Here is a 21962-nt window from a genome sequence, read left to right as displayed (position 1 = left end):
AATTAATTTGAATAAAGTTAAAAACAAAAATTTAATTGAAAAATTTGATTTTCATATGAATTTATAAAAATTATTATAATTACAATATTTTTTAATTTTAGTTAGAAGAATTTGTGAGATTTGTCTTAATTTAGTTTTTATGCTTTTTATACATATTTAGCAAGCTAATAAAACTTATTGTTAAAATTTTTGAAATTTTTTATCACAAATTTTAACAACTTACATACAAGTAAACTAAAAATATTTTTAATAAATTAATATAAAAAATTCAGGCACACTTCCTTGATATATCTGAGATTAATATGCTAATTAATTGATTTTTACAAGTTTTTTTTTTTTTTTTGTAAAAGTTATTAACCCATCAAGATATTAATTAGATTTTATTTTGTAAAGATTTGGCGAATTTTAGCAAGAATTTTCTCTTTGGTAATTGAATGGAAATTTTCCCCTTTTGCCAACGGAATTGTGATGTCATATCCAGTGCAACGAACTGGCGCAGCATCAAGATATTCAAATGCTTTTTCATTAACACGGGCAATAATTTCTGCTGAAACTGAGAAAGATTTTACTGCTTCATGAACAATCAAAATTCGTCCTGTTTTTTTAACAGAAGCAATAATTGTTTCTGTATCTAAAGGTTTGATTGTGCGAAGATCAATTAATTCAACATCAACATTTTCAAGACCTGGTGTTGAAGGAAGCGCTTGAATTGCAGCAATTGACTCATGAACTTGAGCTCCGTAAGTAACAATAGTAAGATCTGAACCTTCTTTGATAACATTTGCTTTACCAATTGGGACTTCGTAAATTTCAGCTGGAACTTCTTGTTTAAAAGCACGATAGATTTTTTTGGGCTCAAGGAAAATAACTGGATCTGGATCATTAATTGCAGCAATTAAAAGACCTTTTGTATCATAGGGAGTTGAAGGCATAACCACTTTAAGACCTGGAATATGGGCAAAAAGGGCTTCAATTGCTTCTGAGTGGTGTTCAAGAGCACGAACTCCTCCAGCCATGGGCATTCGCATCACCATTGGCACAGTGAAACGACCACGAGAACGATTACGATAACGTGCAGCGTGGACAAAAAGTTGCTGGAAAGAAGGGTAAGAAAACCCTTGAAATTGCATTTCGATTACTGGTTTTAGCCCAGCAATTGCTGCACCAATTGCAATCCCGCAAATTGATGCTTCAGCAATTGGCGCATCTCAAGCACGTTCAATTCCGTATTTTTTTTGAAGACCTTCGGTTGCACGGAAAACACCGCCTTCAAATCCAGCATCTTCACCTCACATAACAACGCGAGGGTCTTTTTCCATCATTAAATCAAGGGCGTTTGTGACTGCGCCGATATTATTTAGGGCAATTTTTGTTGAATCAGCCATTATTTTCCTCCTTTAAAAAAATCAAGAGCTTCTTGCTTTTGTTCTTCAAGATCAGCAGGTAAAACTTTATAAGTGTGGTCAAAAATTTCATCAATTGTTGATTCAAGATTTACTAGTGATTCTTCATAAGTTTTTTTGACAACTGCCAGTGAGTCATCCCAAATTTGTTGTTTTTGATCTGGATTTAAAATTCCACGATCAAACATAAATTTTTCAATTCGGTGAAAAGGTTCCCATTTTTCTTGAGTTTTTTCCTCTTCTTCTGTCCGATAAATTCGTGGATTATCTGAAGAAGTGTGGACACCTTGGCGTCAAGTAACAAATTCAACTAAAACTGGTCCATTTCCTGAACGAGCAAAGTCAACGGCTTCCTTGATAACTTCATAAGAAGCTAAGAGATCGTTTCCGTCAACACGGACACCTGGAATACCAGCAGCCATTGCTTTGGCAGCGATAGTTGTTGAACCACTTTCATATTTATTTGGAGTTGAAATTGCTCATTGGTTGTTGTTAACGCAGAAAACAACTGGTCATTTTCAGATGCTAGCAGTATTTAGTGCTTCATAAAATTCACCTTCAGCTGTCCCACCATTTCCGATGAAGCTCATGGCAACAATTTTTTTGCCAGTGAGTTTTGCTGCATAAGCAATTCCAGCAGCATGAGAAAATTGTGTTCCAATTGGAATGTTAATTGGCAAAACATTCACATCTTGAGGCATAACATTACCTTTTTCACTACCATTTCAATATCGCATTTGGTTGATCATTGGAACTCCAAGATACAACATTGTTGCGTTAGAACGAAAGGCTGGAACAAATCAATCATCCTTTGTAAGCACCATTCCTGAGGCAACTTGAAGAGCTTCTTCGCCAAAATTTGGTGCAAAAGTCAACATTCGACCTTGACGCTGCAACTGTGTCATGTAAGCGTCTTGTTGACGTGATAAAACCATGAATTCATAAGCTTTTTTAATCTGATCGCTTGATAAATTTATGTCTTGTTTTTCATCAATTTTCCCAAAAACTGTTTTGTCAAGCAAGTTTCCATCAATATCAAGAAAACGGATTAATTCTTGGTCGTTTGCCATGACTTGGCCACTTTTTACATAACGAAATTTTTCCATATTTCTCCTTCTAAAAGTGTAATTTTAATTTAACAAAGTTCAAGCAAAGCCAAAAGATTCGACTTGATTTGCAAATAATCACATCTTATATTAAATTATACAACAAAAGACTTGCCAATTTTAATATTATTTAAATAAAAAAATAGTAAAAAATTTAAATTTTTAGCGCTGAAATAATCAAAATTCTAAAAATCAAAAAAGTCCTGAAATTAGGAAATTTTATGATTTTAGGTTCTGAAAACAGCCCAAAAAGTGGAAAAATTTAGGAAAATTTGGCCATTTTTTTGCTCGTAAAGCAGCATTTTTATGCACAATTACCCAAAAATTAAAAAAAGTAGGTGTCATATGACACCTACTTTCGAGTAAAGTTTTCATTTTTCAAGGTAAAACCTTAGAAAATGAAAATCACAAAAAGTGCGTATTTTCAGCATTTTTTAGAATTTAAGATGAATTGAAACCCAAAAAAGTGGAAAAATTTGGTAAAAAATATATATTTTTCCACTAATAAATCCTACATTTTTAATGTAAATTTGAAAAAATTTACGTTAAAAAATAAAAACCGGGGTAATCCCAGTTTGAAAATTTATTTTCTGTTAGATTTGTCTTTTAAAAATTATCCAAGAATTAATTTTTCATCAATAAGCAATTCTTTAATTGCTTTTGCAGCTTCATTTTCGTCTTCACCTGTAATTTCAAAGCGAAAATCTGCGCCTTCTTTAATTCCCATCGCCATGATGTTCATGATTGACTTTGCGTTTCCGGATTTTTGACCTGTAAAAATTTTAACTTCAGATTTGAAACTAGTTGCTAATTTTGCAACTTTTGATGCTGGTCTTGCGTGAAAACCAAGTTTATCAATTACTTTTCCAGTGACAGTTACCATTTTGTTCCTTTCAATTTTATCCATAATTTTCCCTAAATTATGGATTTTTTTTATATATTTTACATTAATTTAAAATAAAAGTATTTAAATTAATGTAAAAAGTGGCAAAAGCCACTTTTTAAAATAGGTCAAACTGATATGGAGCAAGTGAAGGGAATCGAACCCTCACAGTCAGCTTGGAAGGCTGAAGTTCTGCCATTAAACTACACTTGCACAAACTTGTAATAATTATATCATAAAAAATATTTTTAAATTATTTTTTATGATGACAAGCGCGGCACCTTGCCTCATATTCAAAATTATCGCCAATTAAGGTTTGTTGGTCTGAGTTAGTTTTACGGGCTGAAGTTGTCGCTGCGCGTTTACAAATTACGCAAACTGCTTGTAATTTGGTAACACTTTCGGCAATTGCCATTAAATTTGGTAAATTGCCGAAAGGGCGGCGGCGAAAATCTTGATCTAGGCCGCTAACAATAACACGAATTCCTTTATTGGCAAGTTGATCAAGAAATTCGACAACTTCACTATCAAAAAACTGGATTTCGTCAATTGCAATTGCTTGATATTTTTCAAGGCCAAAAAGTTCTTTAATTTCCTTAGTTGTTTGTGCGCTATAAGTTGGGATTCGTAACCCTGAACGTGAAACAATTTCACATTTTGAAAATCGATCATCAATTAAAGGCTTGATAACAAGGGTTTTGATATTAGCATAAGACAAAATTCTCACCCTTTTTATTAGTTCATCAGATTTTCCTGAAAACATTGGGCCAGTTATCACTTCGATTAAACCTTCAAAAAATTTTTTGTACATTTTTACCCTTTTTATAAATTTAAAAAATCACAAAACAACTTATTTTAGTGACTTGTCATAAGGAACTCCGAGCGCCTTTGGCGCCAGGTCTTTTCTTGATGTAAAAGCAAGAATTATAATTGTAATTATGTATGGCGATGCTTCGACAATCGGGAGAAAAGCGCCAAAACTCGCCGCTAAATTGATTGACAAAGTGTACAAAAAAGGGAAAATTAGTCCTGAAATTACAATAAATAAAATTTTTCATCTTCCCATAATTAGGATTGTTAAGGATAAAAATCCAAGACCCTGCACGTTGCCGTTAAAAGAAGATTTAAAATACTGAAAGTAAAAAGAACCTGCAATTCCGGCAATAATTCCCGATAAAAACACACCAAGTCATTTTAATTTATTAACATTTATTCCGGCAGCAGCAGCGGCTTGTGGATTTTCGCCAACAGCTGCAAAATGCAGTCCTAATTTTGTTTTTGAAAAGACAAATCAGGTTACAAAAATGAGTGCAAGGACAATTATAAACTTTAATGAAAAAATATTTTCAAGTGTTTTTCCTTGTCCCAGAGCCAGTTCATTAACATTTGTTTCAAAAGCACTATTTGCATTTCCATAAATTTTTAACAAGACAAAGGAAATTGCAGGTGCAAGAATATTAAGTGCTACCCCAGAAATTATGTGATTTCCTTTTAATTTTATGGTGATAAACCCATGTAAGAGGGCAAAAACACCTGAAAAAAAGGTAGTAAGTGGGATTAAAACTAATTGAATCAACATGTTTGAAACACCAAACAAAGTGGAAAAAAGCCCATAAATTGTCGCACCCACAATCATGATTCCGTTGATGGCAATATTAACAATTCCAACCTTTTCGCTATACAATCCAGCGATTGAACCGGTTGTAATTATTGAAAAAAAGAGCACAAATAGTGCCAAAATTGGAATTATTGTTTCAGATGTCATTATTTCCCCTTTTTTTCTTGTTTTTTCAAGCGTGATTTTTCAATAAAATCAACAATTATTTGTGCCCGTAGTGTCTTAAATTGCAAGTGTTGTTCAAAAACTTGTTGTTTAAAAGTGATAAAATTATTTTTAAAATCAAAGTAGCCAAATGAATTAAGTTTTTGGTTCGCTAGCCGCTTTTTCTTGGCAATTTCTTCAAAAAAAGCGAGTTTTTCATCAGAATTTTTATTTTTGAAATTCGAATTGAGACCAAAATTAGTTTTGATTTCCGTGCGAATTTGTTTTCAATGTACCAAATTATCTTTATTTTTAATTTTCAGTAATTTTCGATTTAAAAAATAGAGTTTAAAATTAAGCAACTGAATTTGTCGGTAAAGTCAAAAAATTTGATTTTTTCCGGTCAAAAATTGCTTTAAATATTCATTTTTTTTGTTTTCAAAAAAATGAATATTTTGTTCAAGACCGCCTTGTGGTGGCGATTTTGATTTTGGTTTAGCTCCAAAAAATTGTTTGGATCGAAATAAATATCAAGAATTCAAGGTTCATTTTAGAGGCTTAAAATTGATGAAAACTACTGAAATTGCTGACAAATAAACAATAATCCCAATCACAATTTGCATAGTTTGCTGATTTAAACCAATTGAATAACTTTCAAGTGCATTTGCTCCAATTGACAACATTGAGTAAAAAAATGAAGTTGGAATTATTCCAAAAGGCGAATTAAATGCCAAAAGTGAGACCAAAATTGCATCAAACCCTTCACGGGGCATCCCACCTAAAAGCGAAAATGAGCGGCGATAAAAAATATACCAAATAAATCCGGCGATTCCAGCAACTAACCCTGAAAAAGTCATTGTTGAAATTGTCACAATTTTGTTATTTACTCCAGCATAAGCTGCTGCATCTTTGTTTTGTCCAATAATTTTGATTTTCAACCCAATAGTTGTTTTTTGTAGCAAAAATCAAATTAAAAATGCAAAAAACAATGCCAAAAACAGAATAATCACTGCAAAATTTTTTGTTAAAAAAATTGAATTTAAAAACGAAGGTTCGCTAATGCTTTGCGAGGTTAAAAATGAATTTGAAGTAAAACCAATCTTTAAAGTGTCAGTTGAAAGAAAAAATTTTGCAATATAATAAACAATTCAATTTAACAAAATTGTCGAAATTACCTCATTAACTCGCAAGAATGACTTGAGAATTCCAACAAAAAAACCGATGATTGTGCTTGCTAAAATTCCCAAAAATGCTGCCAAAGCTAGTCTTAAATAAATGTTAATTGAAGTCAAATTCAGCACAATCATGAGCGAAATCATTCCCGAAATCATCATTTGACCAGGAACACCAATGTTGAACAAACTAGACTTGAAAGCGATTGCGATTGCAATACTTGCAAAAATAAAAATTGAAGTGATCAACAGTAAATTTCCTGTTTCATTTTTAGCAAAAGCAATCTTAAAAAACATTGTATAATAAACATTTATTGGATTAAATCCAAAAGCTAAAATAAAAATGAAAGAAGCTAAAATGCCGAAAAAAACGGCTCAAAGTGTTGAAAAAATCTTGTCTTTTGTTGTCCTTGACTCTGCCAAAGACAATTTTTTTCAAAAACCTTGCAATAAAAAATTAAATTTACTAATCACTTTCTGAACCTGCCATTAATTCTCCAATTTTATAACGATCGATTTGCGAACGTAAATATTTTTGTGATAATTTTCCGTTATTTAAAACAGAAATTGAATCAGCAAGCGCTAAAACCTCGTCAAGTTCATAAGAGATTAGCAAAATTGCCTTATTTTTATTTTTTTGATCCAAAATTATTTGGTGGATCAAGTTAATTGCGCCCACATCAAGGCCTCGAGTAGGTTGAACAATCAAAAGAACCTCATGTGGAGTGAGAATTTCCCGGCCAACAACAAATTTTTGCTGATTTCCACCAGATAAAAGTCGAGAGTTTTTAGTTCCACTCAAGTCGCCACGAACGTCAAATCCCTTGACAATTTTTTCATAAAATTCTTTGACTTTTCCTGTTTTTATATAGGTTTTTTTGGTAAATTCTTGATTTGCCAAATTACGGATAATTGAATTATCTAAATTTGGCAAATCAAGGACAATTGCATATTTATGTCGGTCGCTTGGGACATAAGAAATAAGACCAAAACGAGAAAAAGCACCTGAATTTGCAAGGTTTTTTGGTAAATTTTTGTTATCATAAACAATAATTTTTCCATTTGATGGAATCAAACCAGCAAGCGCTAATTCTAATTCAACTTGTCCATTTCCTTCAATTCCAGCAATTGCAAAAATTTCGCCTTTAGCAACTTCAAAGTTTAAATTAGTGATTTTTTTGTCAAAATTTGCTGTTAAATTTTCAATTTTTAGACCCGGAATTTGAAAATCACTTGTAATTTGATTTTTTTGAATTTCGACAGATTGACCAACCATTGCGTTGGAAAGCTCGGAAATACTAACATTTTCAAGACTTTCAAAGTTAGCAACAACTTTGCCATGACGTAAAACTGTTGCTGAATCAGCAACTTCTTTAATTTCTTTTAATTTGTGTGAAATGAAAATAATGGTTCTACCATTTTTGACAAAAAATTTCAAAATTTCCAAAAAAGAATCAATTTCTTGTGGAGAAAGAATGGCGGTGGGCTCATCGAAAATCAAAATTTCTGAATCACGATACAAAATTTTAAGAATTTCGATTTTTTGCTTAATAACAACAGAAGCATCACCTGTTTTTTGGTTTAAATCGAAATGTAAATTGTATTTTTCTTGCAGAATTTTAATTTTTTGTCTTGCAGGTTCAAGGTTTAGACGACCAAATTGCGTAAATTCTTGACCCAAAATAATATTTTCAAAATTTGTGTAGGCGTCAATTAATTTAAAATGCTGGTGAACCATACCAATTCCAAAATCTGTTGCTAAATTAGGATTATCAATAAATGATTGTTTGCCGTTGATTTTGATTTGACCTTCATCGGGCGTATAAATCCCAAAAAGTATTGACATTAAAGTCGATTTTCCGGCGCCATTTTCGCCAATTAGTGCATGAATCTTGTTCTTTTTTATTTTAATATCAATTTTATGATTGGCAAAAAAATTACCAAATTTTTTGGAAATTCCAATAAACTCAATTGCAAAATCCTGTTTTTTCATTTGACTTAAATATTATCAAAAAAAGAAAAAATCCAGCAAAATTTTTGCTGGATTTTTTAAAAGCGTCTAATTAGTTTATAAAATTTACTGAAAATCTTAGACTCTTAAAAGTTGAAAAGAAAATTTTACTAGTGAGTGTGACCATCATGATTGTGACCTGAATGGTCATGATTGTGACCACCAGAAGGAGTTGCAGTGTTTGAGGTTTCGCCTGAATCTGATTCTGGCATTCTTTCTAGCATTTGACTTGGATTAGAAGTGCTTGATGTTTTAGCTAGTTCGTTAATTTCTTTGACTAATTTGGTAAGTTCTGCGGCTTGATCTCCACTCATAGCTGGAATTGATAGAGTTGTACGAATTTCTTCACCACTTTTATTTTTTGTCTTTTCTTCAAATTTTGCTTTTGCTTCTGAAAGTGCTTTATCTGCTAAAACCTTGTCGTTGCCTTCTAAAGAACTGTCACTAACACCAACAAATTTATTCTTGTAACCTAATTTTACAAAGGCGTTTTTTGCTCCTAATGAAAATTCACCAAGATTCTGTGATCCTTGTTTTTTAGTGTATAAATCAGTTAAAACATTAAAAACTGATTCACCTAATCGTTTTTCAATTGAAGTGAAAAATTTTGCTTTTGATTCTGTATAAATCAAGGATTGATCAGTATCAACTCCGATTAAATAACGATCGTTTTTGTCTTTTACAAAGTCAGAAAAGATGCTTGTAAGTGGACCAGCAACTGCCAAAAGTGTTGTTGGTGAACCATTTGTTGCTAAATTTTCAAGTGTCACTTTTGCAGTTGCATTTGGCGCAAAACCAGTCGAAATGTTGATTTTGTCATCAGTAATTTTTGTTTTTTTAGAGTTACTCTCAGTGTTAAAAGCCTTGATTCCAGTCAAATAACCAGCAATAAAGTCTGTAACAGATGGAAAAGCGCCGCCGCCAACTGAGATTGCTGATCGTTTATTTGCATCATTTGGAAATTTTTGTGCAAGAAAACTTGCATTAGCATACCCAGCAATCCAAGCTGCTTCTTCAGTTTTATAATTTAATCTAATCAAATGACCTTGTGGAACATCATTTTCTCCAGCCGGTCAGTCAATTCCAATGATAATAATTTTTTTTTCTTGAAGCATTTTTTTATTTTCAGCATTTCCAAGTCAAGCTTTGACTGCATCATAGTGCTGAAATCCAGAAAGAACTCAAACATTAGAATTAGTGTTAATTAGAGCATTATACTTTCCCTGCAAATCTGAAGTTGCGCTGTCAATTGGCTTGGTTTCACTATCAGTTAATTTTGCAAATTGACGAATTGCTTCCCAGCTTGACTGATTGAAGGAATTATCATTAACTTTTCCATCAGCAGTCACAATTGCAAGATTCATATGAAAATGTTTTGTCTCATCGTTATTTGCGGCTAAAATTTCTGCTTTTCGACTTTCAACTACTGTAGAAATTTTAGAAACATCAGTAATTGTTGTTTCACTAATCGCTGAACAACTTCCGGCTAACAGCGCCGCCATTGTTAGTGGAGTTGCTAATCCTAGACCCAAAAATGTCTTAATCCTGCTTTTTTTTAATAATTTTTTGATCTTATTCATATAGTTTTTATTTTTCCTTTCAGACTAAACATAATTTATAAAATTTAACATTATAAATTTTAACACAAGTAGGTATAGTTTTTAAATTAATATCAAAAAATTAAGTTTTTTGGATTTAAAAATTAAAATTTTCCTAAATCTTAGAGTAAGATTTTAAAAAATCTTTAATTAAAAAGTAAAAACATTTTTAAGAAAAATCAGCCAATTTTCCGTGTAAATTTAGAAAAATTTATTCAAAATTATCTTTCTTAAATAAAACAAAAAATATGACCTAATTTAGGTCATATTTTTTGTTTTTAATAATAAACTAATTTGAATTTAATATTTTTCAGGAAATTTTTGACGCATTAATTTTAAAAACTCAGATTTGTCTAAATTACCATAATCTTGGAAAAGCTGTTGTGAAGTTTCAAGTTCTTTAATCGCTGAATCCAATTTGACAAATTTTGAAACCTTTGTAATTCCAGGACGTTTTCAATTTTTATAATTACTAAAAAAATAGTGAATAGAATCTAATCATTCAACAGGCAAATCTTCAAGTTTTTTGATGTGTTCGAAGCGATAATCATCATGATGAACCATGATTAATTTAGTGTCAATTTCACCATCATCAATCATTTCAAGCGCACCCAAAAGTCTAGCTGTCAATCGTGAATTTGGCAAAAATTTTTGATTTGTGTAGACTAAAGCATCAAGAGGGTCGCCGTCCCAATCCAAAGTCTCAGGAATGCTGCCATAATTCGCTGGGTAAACAAAGTCACCTCGCAAAATCCGATCAACAACTAGCCTGTTAGCTTTTTGGTCAAATTCATATTTAATATTTGACCCTTTAGTAATTTCAATATCAACTAAAAGTAACTTTTGCTCCATCAAAACTCCCAAAAACTAAGATCTTGTAAAATTCAATAATCTTAACAAAAATAAGAAAAGGCGAACAAGTGACAAATACAAAGTTAAGGCATTTCAGATTGCTATTCTTAAAAAAACGCGCTTAATTTCGGCTTCATCATTGTAGAAAGCAAGAATTTGGCAAGTTTGATTTTTGATGAGTCAAAATTGATAACCAACCATTCCGAGTGTTACACTTAGACCAATAATTATGTAAAATGTGGTCAAAATTGATGAAAAAACAAAATAAGAGGTAATTGCAATCACAATTTCAATCAAAAAACCGATTGCAATTACGGGTAACAATTTTCCAAAATTAATGATATTAAAGTAGCCTAAAATTGCAATCATCGACATCAATCCACCGGCACCAGCAAATGCAATCATGATGTAATTAAAGGATCCATCAACCAAATATTGGGCAGTGAAAATTATTGGCAAAAAAAGTGAATTTGCGGAAATAAAAACCAAGAAAAGTAGCGCTAAAACAACGGTTGGCGGCGACTCAGTAAGCGCCCGCTTGGAAATGTAGGCCGAAATTCCTCAATTTATTCCAACCAAAACGAAAAGTGAAATAATTATTGCAGCTACACTACTAAAAGATGCTCTTATAAATTTTAAATATAAAGAAAATAAAGTATCACTTGAAAGGATACCGAAAGTAACAAGGCCAATAAACAAAATTCCAAGACCCAACCAAATCATCGAATATGCTAGCAATTTATTAGTTTGCTTTTGGATATAAAATGTTGATCTACTATATGCCTTAGAATCCTTTGAATTATAAACAATTCTATTTTGCATTTTCGCCTCCTTTTTCCAATATTTTTTTTAATTTTACCAATCAATGATTTAAGCCACCTTTTGATACAAGTAAATTATACTCTTTTTTTAAAATTTCTGAAATTTCACGAATACTTAATTCAGGATTTTTTGCTCTTAAACGAAAAAAGAATTGCTGCTCATCAGTAAAATGGTTAGTAAGTTGTTTTTTTTGCACTAATTTTCAATTTTCAGCAAAAGCACTTGAAGATCTAGTAATTTTTTTGGCATTATAAATGTCAAAATTTGTGATTCGATTTGCATTCAAAAAATGATCACGTTTGATACGTAAAACTTCCAGCTGTGCTGCTTGTTCAAGGGCGCCAATTGCCATTAAAAAGTAAATAATTTGAGTGATTTTTTTTAAGTAAATGTTAAAACGTTTGTTGTGAAAAATTTTGCGAAAAGTAAATTGAGTCTGATTTTGCTGCAAAAGTGACAAAACTTTTGCACATTTTTCTTCATTTAAAAATGAAATTTCAAGATGATAACTTTTTGATTCAAACTTTGAAATTGAGCCCCCGCCAATAAAAAGGCCAGCAAAAAAATACTGAATGTTCTGCGGATTTTTATTAATCTTAATTGATTTTTTTTTAATACAAATCCAATTTATATTGGCTTTTGAATCAAAAAACTCAAATTTAAAATTTTTGAAAGTTGATTTTAATTTGTCAATGATTATTTTTTTATTAATTCTTATTTCATAATAATCATCGTTGTCAAAACGGCAGGCACTAAAAATTAAACCTTGAACTAAAGACGTAAATTTTGGCTTTGATAATCGATTTTCAAGAATTTCGGTTTTAACTTTTTGGCTAAAAGTCATAATTTTCCATTTATTTAGTAATAAAAAAAGAGTAACTCCCTATTTTCCTATTTCTAGTATCTTCGGCGTAAAAAGGCTTAACTACTGAGTTCGGAATGGATTCAGGTGATCCCTTTTGCTATTGTTACTCTTATGAATATAATTATATCACAAATAAAAAAAAATAAAAAACTTTTTTTTTTTTTTTTATTTAAATTTTTTAATAAATTGAGCGTTAAGTTTGGCAACATCTTCAATATTTTCAGGTAATGTGCTTGAATCATAAGCGACTAAACCACGAAAACTAATTGTTGCTGGACCGTAAATTGGTCCTTTATATGCATCACCTTGAGGATTAGGACCTAAAACTGTTCAATCTAGAGTGTCATAAATTCCAGCAAGGTGTTCTAGATTTAAATCAGCAACAATTCTTTGTTTTTCTGGGTTAGAAGTGTTTCCTGAACTTAACCAAAATGTTCACTTATTATTCTTTTTGATAATTGTTAAAAACAAAAGTGAATCTTCTTTTAAAATATCATCAAAGTTGACAGTTTCATCTGTTAGGTTGATATTTTTTTGACTGAATATGGCAGGTGAAAATTGATTTATAGCTTGTTCCTCTTTGCTAACAACATATGTCTGTGTTCCAGTTTTTTCTGATAATTTAGCAACTTTCAATCTTGATGTTATGGTTTCTTTTTCTTGCTTGCCAGCAACTATTGCAGCAGTCGCATCTGAATCTCTTCCACCTGCTCTAACTCCACCTTGGTCGATCCCGATGAAAAATGTGTCTTTTCCTTCTGACGGAGTTTTACTATTTGGATATTTTGACTTAACAATGAAAAGCCCAAAATTTTTGTTTGAAGAAAGTAGGAAATGTTTTTTGCCATCACCAACTTCTTTTGCTTTGAAAGCGAGCATAATCACTCCATCTTTTAGATAAAGTGATTTTCCACTGACTAGCGGAATTCCTTTTTTAACCTCAAATCCTTCAATTTTAGAGAAAGTATTTAGATCTTTTCCAATACTATCTTTTAATTTTTTTAATCCTTCAAGTTGTTTTTTCGTTTCACAATTGTCACATGTTGTGCAAGGTGCTTTGCATTCTGGTGGTGATTGTTGGCAGCATTTACCTTTTTCCTTGCAACATTTAATATCTTGTTCTAGTTCATTAATATCTTGTTCTAGTGTTTCTTTTTCTTCTTTTATTTTCTCAGGTGTTAACTTCTGATTTAATTCAGCCTTGATATCATCACGATTTAACGCGGAAATTCTTTCAACTGGTTTATTATTTTTTTCAAAACCACGGCGAAAATCAAAAATTACTGTTGGATTGAATGATTTTAGAAGATCAAAAGCTTGACTTTCTTCAAGATTTTGAATCGAAAATACCGCTTTTGCAATTGGTTCATCACTTTGTGCTGAATTATTTCCAGCACCTGAACTAGCTGGTGTGTTAAAACTTAAAACAACATCAAGTTGTTGAGGTGATGTTTCAACAACTTGATATTTAATAGTTGCACCACTTACACCTTGCAATTTTGTTTTATCAAGAAATTTTCATAATTTTGTCCCAATTCCTGTGAATTTATCTTCTGGAAGAGAAACTTTAGTTGTTTCAGCTGCAACTGGAGTTGGTTGTGCAGCCACAGCAACTAATCGAGGAACAAAAATATTTTTGTCACTAGAAATATCAGAAAGAGCGTCAACAAGTGGGGGTTCAACTTTTGGAGGAGTTTCAGGTTTTTTTGCTTCAGGTTCCCCTCCCGGTTTTACAGGATTATTTTTTTCCTTGTAAAGTTTTAAAAGTTCCGCATTTGGGTAATTTCCATAATCAAGAAAGTACAATTTATTCGCAACATCATCAAAGGTTTTTCCATTTTTTGAATCCTCAACAACCTCACCAACAACAGATTTTACAGTTCCAAGTGATAAAAGTAACGGACCAGCTGGATCCTGTTTAAATTTAACAACGGTTTGTAGTGGATTGAAATCCGTAGATTGTAATTTTGTAATATCAAAATCTTCTGCAGTAGGATCATCTTGAAGTTTTTGTGAAATTAAAGTTGATACAATTTGTCTTTGATGTTTATTGTAATCGGCTTTGATTTCCAATCTTACTTTTTTCTTTGCAACTTTAATGAGGAATTTTTTCTCACTTTGACCTTTACCAACTTTGGCTAAAACTGTTTCCAAAATTGATCCCAAATCTGAATCAACCATTTTTGATTCAAAATAAGGGCTTAGAACTCCTGATTCTTTTTGAATTGTAAAATCAAAGTCAAAAGCGACTTTTTTTGTTTCTAAAAGTTTCGCTTTTTCTTCATTTGTCAACGATTTTGCAAAATCAACTGAATTTAAAGTAATAAAATATCCTGGAATTTTTGTTTCTAAAACTTTTCCTGGTTTAAAATCAAAATAGGTTGCAAAAATTTCGCGATTAGGGAAGGGTGCAGGTTTTTTTGCTTCAGGTTTTGCATCTTTATCTGGTTTTTTAGGGTCGGCCTTTTGTGTTTCAGTTTTTGGAGCTTCAGATGCTCCAGTTGTAGTTGTAGATTGATCTGACAAAAAACTTATGACAGGTGGAGTACCTTTTCCTACTTTTTTGTTTTTTTCTTGAGGTTTTTTGTTGATTTTATCCAACAAAACAAGAAGATTTTTAGGGTTTGAATCAGATTTGTAAAGAATGTCAGCCACGGTTAGATCGTCGCGAACCAAAGCAGCTTGCACAAAAGGTTTTATTTTAATAAAATCAGTGGCGATTGTTGCTAATTCTTGTTCAATTTTGCTAATATTCTCAGCGGTTTTTGAAGAACCAAGAACCGGAAAATCAAATTCTTTCACTGATTTTCCGGTTGGGTCTAAAAGTTCAAAAGCAAGTGACAAAGTTCCTTTTTTATCATCAAGATTTTTGAAAACTAAATTTTGAATTAAAGTTTGATTTTCCACCCTTTTTTCACCTTGAGGATTAACTTCAACCATTTTTTCTTGTTTTGCTTCCAAATTCACGGTTGTTTTTGGACTCAAAGCGTAACCAGATTGTAAAATTGTTGGCAATCCAAGACTATTTACCAAATTATAGCTAAGATTTGTGGCAAGCAAAGCTTCGGTGAAAGCTGCTGATTTGTTGCGCAATTTTTTCAAACTTGTTTGAAAATTGTCATCAAGTTTGAGTGCTAATTCTGAAGGAATAATCCCAATTTTTTCAGCATCTTTTTGTGATAAATTTAAACTTGATTTTGTTAAATCAACATTAAAATCAAGAAGATTTCCGTTGACAGAATCGCTGGCTGCAAATCCTTTTAGATCAATTTTTTTAGAATAAGTCAATTGCAACTTATCGAAATGTGCGAAAACAACAACATTTTTGATGTCTGAACCAACCGTGGTCGCTTTTTCAATGTCCAAAGCAATTCTAAATTTTTTGTTTGTAATTTCACTAAAATCAAATGCTTGAAGAAAATTAAAAGAATAAGAAGGGTCTTTTGCCAAAGCAAGAGCTGTTTTTGCTGACAAATTTTTAAATTTATCATCAATTTTGAGGTTTTCAAGCGCTTTTGAAAAATCAGCTTCAGAAAAATTAGTTTGAATTGCAAGTGGCGAAACCTGTTTTAGGTCAACGCCGCCATTCACTTTTTGTTGATAGGAACTCTCATATTTTTTAAGTGCAAGTGGCACAGTAATTGCAGTTGTTAAAATTACGGTTGATGAGAGACCAATCGCAATTATCGTTCTAGAATTTTGAAAACCAATCTGTTTTTTAGACATAATTTTCCTTTCGAGGCTTGAATTTTAGGTAGTTTTTGTTGTTGTTGTTGTTGTTTCAGAAAGCATAGTTGAAACTGGTTTGGCTGCCTCAGTTTTTGTCGCCATCGGCTTTGTTGCTTCTGTCTTTGTTGCTGGACTTTTAATTGTATCATCCAAAACAACTTTAATTTGGAAATTTAGTGAAGATTTTAGATAGTTAGTTGGAGTTGTTTTCGGTGGGACTTCAGGTTTTTCAGATTTTATTTCCTTTGTTGCTTCTAAAATTATTATTTTTGAATTACTGTCAAATTGATCAACGGCTTCAGAAATTACTTTTGCCTTAAAATTTGGATTAAATTTTGTAATAAAAGCGGAAATTTCTTTGAATTTTTCTGTTTTTTCAAAACAAGACGTGTCACTTGTTGGATCCCATTTTTTTCAATGATTTGGAGCCAATTTATCAAATTCTTCCTTTTTAAAGTAAAGTGTTGAAAGGGAAGGGGGGATTTGCAAAATGGCTTTATTTAAAGCAATATTATCTTGTGAATCCATCAAAGATTCAGAATCTTTTGAAACTATAAATTTCAAAACTGTTTTAGGAGTTTGATACTCTTCCTTTTTTGTTTTTCTATCAATTAATTTGTAATAATAAGTTAATTTGTAAGACTCAGAACCAGAAGGAACTTCAATTCCGTCACTAGGGCTACCTGTTTGTTTTTCAAAAACAATTTGGTATTGCAAATCTTCGTTAATTTTTGCTCAAGGGACAAAACTCTTTAATTCTTTAGCCTTTACATAAAAAGCAAGTAATAAATCTCGTAAATCATTGAGAGAATCTGTTTTTGAGGTAAAAAATTCTTTAATTTTTTTATCAATTGTTTCCTGATTTCCACCATTACTTGTTGAAGATCCACTTGAAGATCCACTTGAAGAATTGCCTTCTTCTAGTTTTTTGGCACCTTCACGAATTTCTTTATAAATATCGCCATTACCTTGCCCGTTGCCGCCACTTGAAGAATTGCTAGCGCTAATTTGGATTTTGTTGATTCTGTCAAAAATCACGTCATCACTTAGACTATTTTCGCCTGGTTTAATTAATTTAGCAGCTAAATCTTTAGGTAAAAAAAGATCGGAAATTCAAGCACGTTTGTGGAAAGTTGAGGTTTGATTATTAAAATCAAATCCATGAATTTTTTCACTACTACTTAGTTTAAATTTAACTTTTGCTGCAGCATTGAAAACATTACCATTTTCAATATCTTCCTGATTTAGAACCTCTGATTGGTCAACTAAATTATTTGCTTTGGCAATTGCAAGAAAATACTGAAGAGCTTGAGCTGGTTCAAGACCTGCAAGATGTGAATAAAAAGCAGCAACATCAAATTCATCAGCAAAAAACTTGTCTGATCTAAGTGTTTTAACTTCACTTACAGTTTTGTTAGCTTCGGGTTTGAAGGTTTGAAAGTCCTTTAAACTTGGGAAGTTTTGTTCTCCAACTCAACTTTTAACAATTGCTTCATTTGCATCAAAATTAAAACCATATTGGAAAGGGTTTACCAAAATATCCTTGATTTCCTGGAATTTTTGAGCTTTTATCAACTCTTCAAGTTCTGTTTTTGTAATAAAAGGATTAGCAGAAACAATTTTGATTTCTCTAGGAGAGTTAGTTGTTGCTGTAGATTGAGTTGAAACTGCAACTGTAACAAGTTGCGGCGAACTACTTGGTAAAGAATTAAGAGCGTAATAATCTTGGCGAGATTTATCTAGCTCTAAATTTGGAGTTCCATTTTCAGTATTTGAAGATGTTCCTTCTGTTTTGAAACCAGAAATTGTGAGAATTTCTTCTTTAGATTTAAGCAATTTTGCTTTAGAATCACCAAAAAAATTTGAGTAAAGATTAATTTTCGTTGGAATTTCAAGACTAGTAGAACTTGCTTCCTTCTTGATTTTTGCTTTTGCAATATCTAAGTAAAAATCAATACCTTCGGGAGATTTTTCAGGAAAAAATTTACTTAATCCACCAAAATCAAGTGAAAGTGGGTTAATTAAAAAATCACTATTTATCATAGCTTCAGCTGCTTCTGATTTTTCGTAAAGAGATTTATAAACTTTTGCGTTTAATTTGTCAATGAAATCAGATACGGTTTTTTGCGCAACTTCCAAAAGTTTAGTTGGATCAAGTTCTGGTTTTACTGGTGTTTTTTCAGCTGGGGCTGGGGCTGCGGGAGCCGCAGGCGCTGTTTCTGACACTGCAACTGGTTGCGGTTCAGAAGAAACTGATGAAAATTGGGTAAATGTTGTAATTTTGTCTTCTAAAACCCCAGAAACACTAGTTGACATTGAAACAGTTTGACTTTGAGCAGTTGACGAAACTTTGAAATCCGAAAAGGTAAGCTTTCTAAAATTAATCTGCTCGAGAATTTCATCAACATCAGCAAAATATGATGGTGTTTTTGGTTTTGCTGATGGCGCTGGGACCGCTGGTTTTGCTGGTGGTTTTGGTGCTGGAGCTGGTCGTTTTGGCGCTGGGACCGCTGGTTTTGGTGCTACAGGTGTGCTAGACCCACCAGATGTTCCAGGTTGAGTACTAGAACCGCCTGACTGAAATGGTTGAGACTGAGCAACTGTTTTTTTTTCAGGTTTTGCAACCTCTGGGGAAGAAAGAGGTGGTGTATCAAATGTTCTTCTAGTTTTTGGAACCAAATCAATTTTTTCGACCATCGTGGCAGCTTCAATTTGTAAACCTTTTAAATCAAACTTTGCTTCGTTTGTTAACTCAGCCTTGATTAAAAAACTCGGAACTAAAGTCGGGCTTAGTTTAATAAACTCGTTGGTTCCGGGATTTCTGTCGAGGGTGAAATCAAAAATTTTTCCTTGATTAAGAGCCAATTGATTTTTTTTATTAGAGTTTAATTCGAAAATTATTCTTTCAAAATCGGGGAAATACATACTAATTTTTTCAACTGCTTCCTCAGAAGTTGACGCTGAATTTATATCTTTTGCGAAATCCTCAACGCGTGTTAGCATTGGAATTTTTTGTGTTGAAGCTTTGGAATTTTGACTAGAAAAATTAGCAACAAAATCTTTTTGGCGCAAATTTTGAATATTTTCTCTAAAGTCATTAGTCATTTTTTGCAAATTTGTGTTAAAATCAGCAAGCGCAAATTGTGAACGCTGTGCAAAAGCAATTTTTTGACTAAAAATCGGCGAAAAAGCTGTGTAACTATCGCTAATTTTGTGTCTAATTCTAAACTTAAGATCAAAACTTTGATTCTCATCGTTTGGAACAAAACTAATAAATTCAACGATTGGTTTTTCAGGTGAAAAATTCAATTCGATTTTGCTAATTCGGGAATTTATAACTGTGTAAAAAGACAAAAATTTGCTAAGTTCAATGTTTGGCCGCAATTTTCCGCTAGCGTCAAAAAGTTGCTCTTTAATTTTTTTATAGGTAGTAGAATTATCAAAAATCTCTGATTTAAAAGCAACGTTTTTGATTTTTGATGCTAAATTTTCCAATTCTTGACGCGGATTTACGCCATTGTAATCAATTTGGCTAACTAAAACAAGAGATGTTGCAAGAATACTAACTCCAGCCACGCCAGTTCCAATTCCAATAATTAAATTCTTTTTATTTTCCATAAATAATTCCTTAGCATTCGAAAATGTTTTTATTGTACTATTATAGCATTTTTTGTTAATAAAAATAATTTTTAAGTCAAAAGTGTAATTAAATGCCCAATTTTTAAATGTTTTTTTGTGGAAAAAATTTTTTCAAATTTAACAAATTTAAGAATGATTTTGCTAAATTTTGATTTTTTTAAAAACAAAAAATTGAAATTGAAATATATTCCTGTGTTTGAAATTATCCTTGGGGCATAAAAAGTAAAAAAATATTAATTTTTTGCTAAAAATCAGTTCAAAATTAACCAACAAAAGTAGAAGAAAATTAAAATTTTTGGTTTATATCAAAAAACTATTTTTTAACCACCTGATAAAAAATTCTTAGTTTCTCCAAGGTATCAACAACTTTTTGACTAATTCCGGGCGAATAAAAAATCTTAATTTTTTTGGGATTTATGGAAACAAAAGCATTTTTTGAAAAGTTTTGTAAGGTTTTTGGCAAATAAATCGTTGACAAATTTGCCAAACTGTTGAAAGTAAAATCAGGAATTTCAGTAACACCCTCAGCGATTTCAATTTCCTTAATGTTGTTGTTAAAAGAAAAAACATGCGGTTTTAGCGACACATTTCCTGAAGTAACAATTTTTTCCTGAAAATTTTCTGGAACAAAAATAATCTCACTTAAATCATTGTTGTACAAAATTCCACCGTAACTTCTAAATCAAAAATTACCTGGTTCAACAAGGATTTTTTGTAATTTTTTTGCTTTCAAAGAACTTTTTTCGTCCTCAATTTCTCTCACTGTTCTTGGAAGCACTAAAGAATTTTCTGGATATTTTTCTGGAATTAGGATTAATTTTGAAAAATCCTTGTTATATAAAATTCCATCTTTTGCAGCAAAAATGGAATTTTTTTCAGAAACAACAATCCTTTTTACATTAAAAGTTCCATTTTGATAATCAATTTTTTTGATATTTTCACCAATGTATAAAGTTTCAGTTTTTTTGAACATTTCCTGGGAAACACTAACAACTTTCAGGTTATTAAAAATTTTTTCAACTGGTTTTACTTCGGTTTCTGTGCTTGAAAAGAGTGAAACACCTAAATTATATTCGTAGGTTTTTTTGTCCTTAGTAAAATAAGTGTCAATAATTTGAAATGTTTGGTGATCCTTGGCAAAATCTTGGTCATTTTTTCTGAAATAACCCCATGTTGGATCAGAATAAAAATACTGTTTTGCGACCGAATCATAGACTAAATTTCATTGGTGCGCACCATATTTTGACCACCCAATTACAATTACATTTTTGATTCCCACAGAATCAAGCATTGCTTTGTATAAATTAGAAAAACCGCCACAAACAGCAAGTTTTCGCTCAAGAACTGCTGAGGGTTCAAGTGATGGAGTCAACCTTAAGTCCCCGGCGTATTTCACATTTTTGTAAATTCAATCGAAGATGATTTTAGTTTTTTCTGCCTCTTTTTCCACATTTTTTATTAAGTTTTTTGTAAAATCGGCAACTTTTTTTCGTTTTTCTTCGCTATAACTATGAAATTCAAAATCTTTGATTTGGCTTGGGTCAATTAAGCTCATAAAATTTTTGGCTTCATTATTAGAATTTAAATTGTAGGCAAGATTGTTGTAATTTTCTGGTGTTTCAGCAGCATTTTTTTTCTTTTTTTCAATTTTCAAGTCCATTTTCGGAACTTGAAAATCAACAACTTTTTGATAATTTTGTTTTATATTTTCAAAAAGTTGAGCAAGTTTTTCAAAATTATCCTTATAAAAATCAGCACCAATTTTATTAAAATTTGCAGCTTCATGGTAATTGACATCATCAAGAAAAGAATTTAGCTGGTCTTTGAAAACCTCAAATTTCAAGGGTTTAAGTTCGTTTTGAACAAAATTTTCCACTTTTACTTTTAATTTTGAATATTCCATTGAAAAATTCTCGGGAATTTTTGCTAATTTCTCTGAATCTAAACTGGGTTTTGGCGCAAAAATTTCGCTTTTTTTATTAGATTTTTCATTTTTTTGTAGATCAACTTTTGAAGTAACAGCTCCACAAGAAGCTGAAAATAATAAAATTGGACTCAAAACAAGCAACAAAAATCCATGTTTTTTTGTCATTTAAATCTCCTCTTTTTTAAAAAATTGC

General features: G+C 31.5%; 14 protein-coding genes, 1 tRNA gene and 1 rRNA gene. All 16 read right to left on the bottom strand.

Annotated features, from left to right (window positions below; translation table 4 throughout):
* Nucleotides 1-380: 380 nt before the first annotated feature.
* Nucleotides 381-1385: an alpha-ketoacid dehydrogenase subunit beta gene (locus tag IM807_RS00465; protein WP_196362623.1), complete on the bottom strand. Its 1005-nt coding sequence runs from the start codon at nt 1383-1385 to the stop codon at nt 381-383.
* The gene (gene pdhA, locus IM807_RS00460; protein ID WP_196362622.1) at nt 1385-2509 is read right to left on the bottom strand and encodes a pyruvate dehydrogenase (acetyl-transferring) E1 component subunit alpha; all 1125 of its coding nucleotides are present in this window, start codon (nt 2507-2509) and stop codon (nt 1385-1387) included. The genes IM807_RS00465 and pdhA overlap by 1 nt, the downstream gene beginning before the upstream one ends.
* A gap of 613 nt (nt 2510-3122) precedes the next feature.
* Nucleotides 3123-3416: an HPr family phosphocarrier protein gene (locus IM807_RS00455; protein ID WP_374958954.1), complete on the bottom strand. Its 294-nt coding sequence runs from the start codon at nt 3414-3416 to the stop codon at nt 3123-3125.
* 115 nt (nt 3417-3531) lie between these two features.
* Nucleotides 3532-3605, bottom strand: a tRNA-Gly gene (locus tag IM807_RS00450).
* A 40-nt stretch (nt 3606-3645) separates the two neighbouring features.
* Nucleotides 3646-4203, bottom strand: coding sequence for a thymidine kinase (locus IM807_RS00445; RefSeq protein WP_196362621.1), 558 nt, complete (start codon nt 4201-4203; stop codon nt 3646-3648).
* Between the two features lie 39 nt (nt 4204-4242).
* Complete coding sequence (locus IM807_RS00440) at nt 4243-5157, bottom strand: ABC transporter permease (protein WP_196362620.1); 915 nt, start codon at nt 5155-5157, stop codon at nt 4243-4245.
* Nucleotides 5157-6749 carry an ABC transporter permease gene (locus IM807_RS04110; RefSeq protein WP_308699285.1) on the bottom strand — a complete coding sequence of 531 codons (1593 nt, stop codon included), beginning with the start codon at nt 6747-6749 and terminating at the stop codon, nt 5157-5159. Before IM807_RS04110 ends, IM807_RS00440 begins: the two co-directional genes overlap by 1 nt.
* 43 nt (nt 6750-6792) lie before the next feature.
* Nucleotides 6793-8319 (bottom strand): ABC transporter ATP-binding protein, encoded by a 1527-nt coding sequence (locus tag IM807_RS00430; protein WP_196362618.1) that lies wholly within the window; start codon nt 8317-8319, stop codon nt 6793-6795.
* Nucleotides 8320-8447: 128 nt separating this feature from the next.
* Nucleotides 8448-9917, bottom strand: a complete 1470-nt coding sequence (locus IM807_RS04105; protein ID WP_196362617.1) for a BMP family ABC transporter substrate-binding protein — start codon at nt 9915-9917, stop codon at nt 8448-8450.
* Nucleotides 9918-10235: 318 nt separating this feature from the next.
* A complete protein-coding gene (locus IM807_RS00420; protein ID WP_196362616.1) occupies nt 10236-10787 on the bottom strand; it encodes an inorganic diphosphatase in 552 nt (183 codons plus the stop codon).
* A 15-nt stretch (nt 10788-10802) separates the two neighbouring features.
* Nucleotides 10803-11609: an MAG0110 family membrane protein gene (locus IM807_RS00415; RefSeq protein ID WP_196362615.1), complete on the bottom strand. Its 807-nt coding sequence runs from the start codon at nt 11607-11609 to the stop codon at nt 10803-10805.
* Nucleotides 11599-12453, bottom strand: a complete 855-nt coding sequence (gene whiA / locus IM807_RS00410; RefSeq protein ID WP_196362614.1) for a DNA-binding protein WhiA — start codon at nt 12451-12453, stop codon at nt 11599-11601. The genes IM807_RS00415 and whiA overlap by 11 nt, the downstream gene beginning before the upstream one ends.
* A gap of 26 nt (nt 12454-12479) precedes the next feature.
* Nucleotides 12480-12585, bottom strand: a 5S ribosomal RNA gene (gene rrf / locus IM807_RS00405).
* A gap of 54 nt (nt 12586-12639) precedes the next feature.
* Complete coding sequence (locus IM807_RS04100; RefSeq protein WP_196362613.1) at nt 12640-16200, bottom strand: P110/LppT family adhesin N-terminal domain; 3561 nt, start codon at nt 16198-16200, stop codon at nt 12640-12642.
* Nucleotides 16201-16224: 24 nt separating this feature from the next.
* Nucleotides 16225-19821, bottom strand: a complete 3597-nt coding sequence (locus IM807_RS00395; RefSeq protein WP_196362612.1) for a P97 family adhesin — start codon at nt 19819-19821, stop codon at nt 16225-16227.
* Nucleotides 19822-20155: 334 nt separating this feature from the next.
* Complete coding sequence (locus IM807_RS04095; protein WP_196362611.1) at nt 20156-21934, bottom strand: transglutaminase domain-containing protein; 1779 nt, start codon at nt 21932-21934, stop codon at nt 20156-20158.
* Nucleotides 21935-21962 lie beyond the last annotated feature (28 nt).

It is taken from the genome of Mycoplasma sp. 'Moose RK' (genome assembly GCF_015708155.1).
GTDB lineage: Bacteria > Bacillota_I > Bacilli_A > Mycoplasmatales > Metamycoplasmataceae > Mesomycoplasma.
The sequence above is the reverse complement of the archived record's forward strand: the minus strand, read 5'-3'. Positions and strand labels throughout refer to the sequence as shown.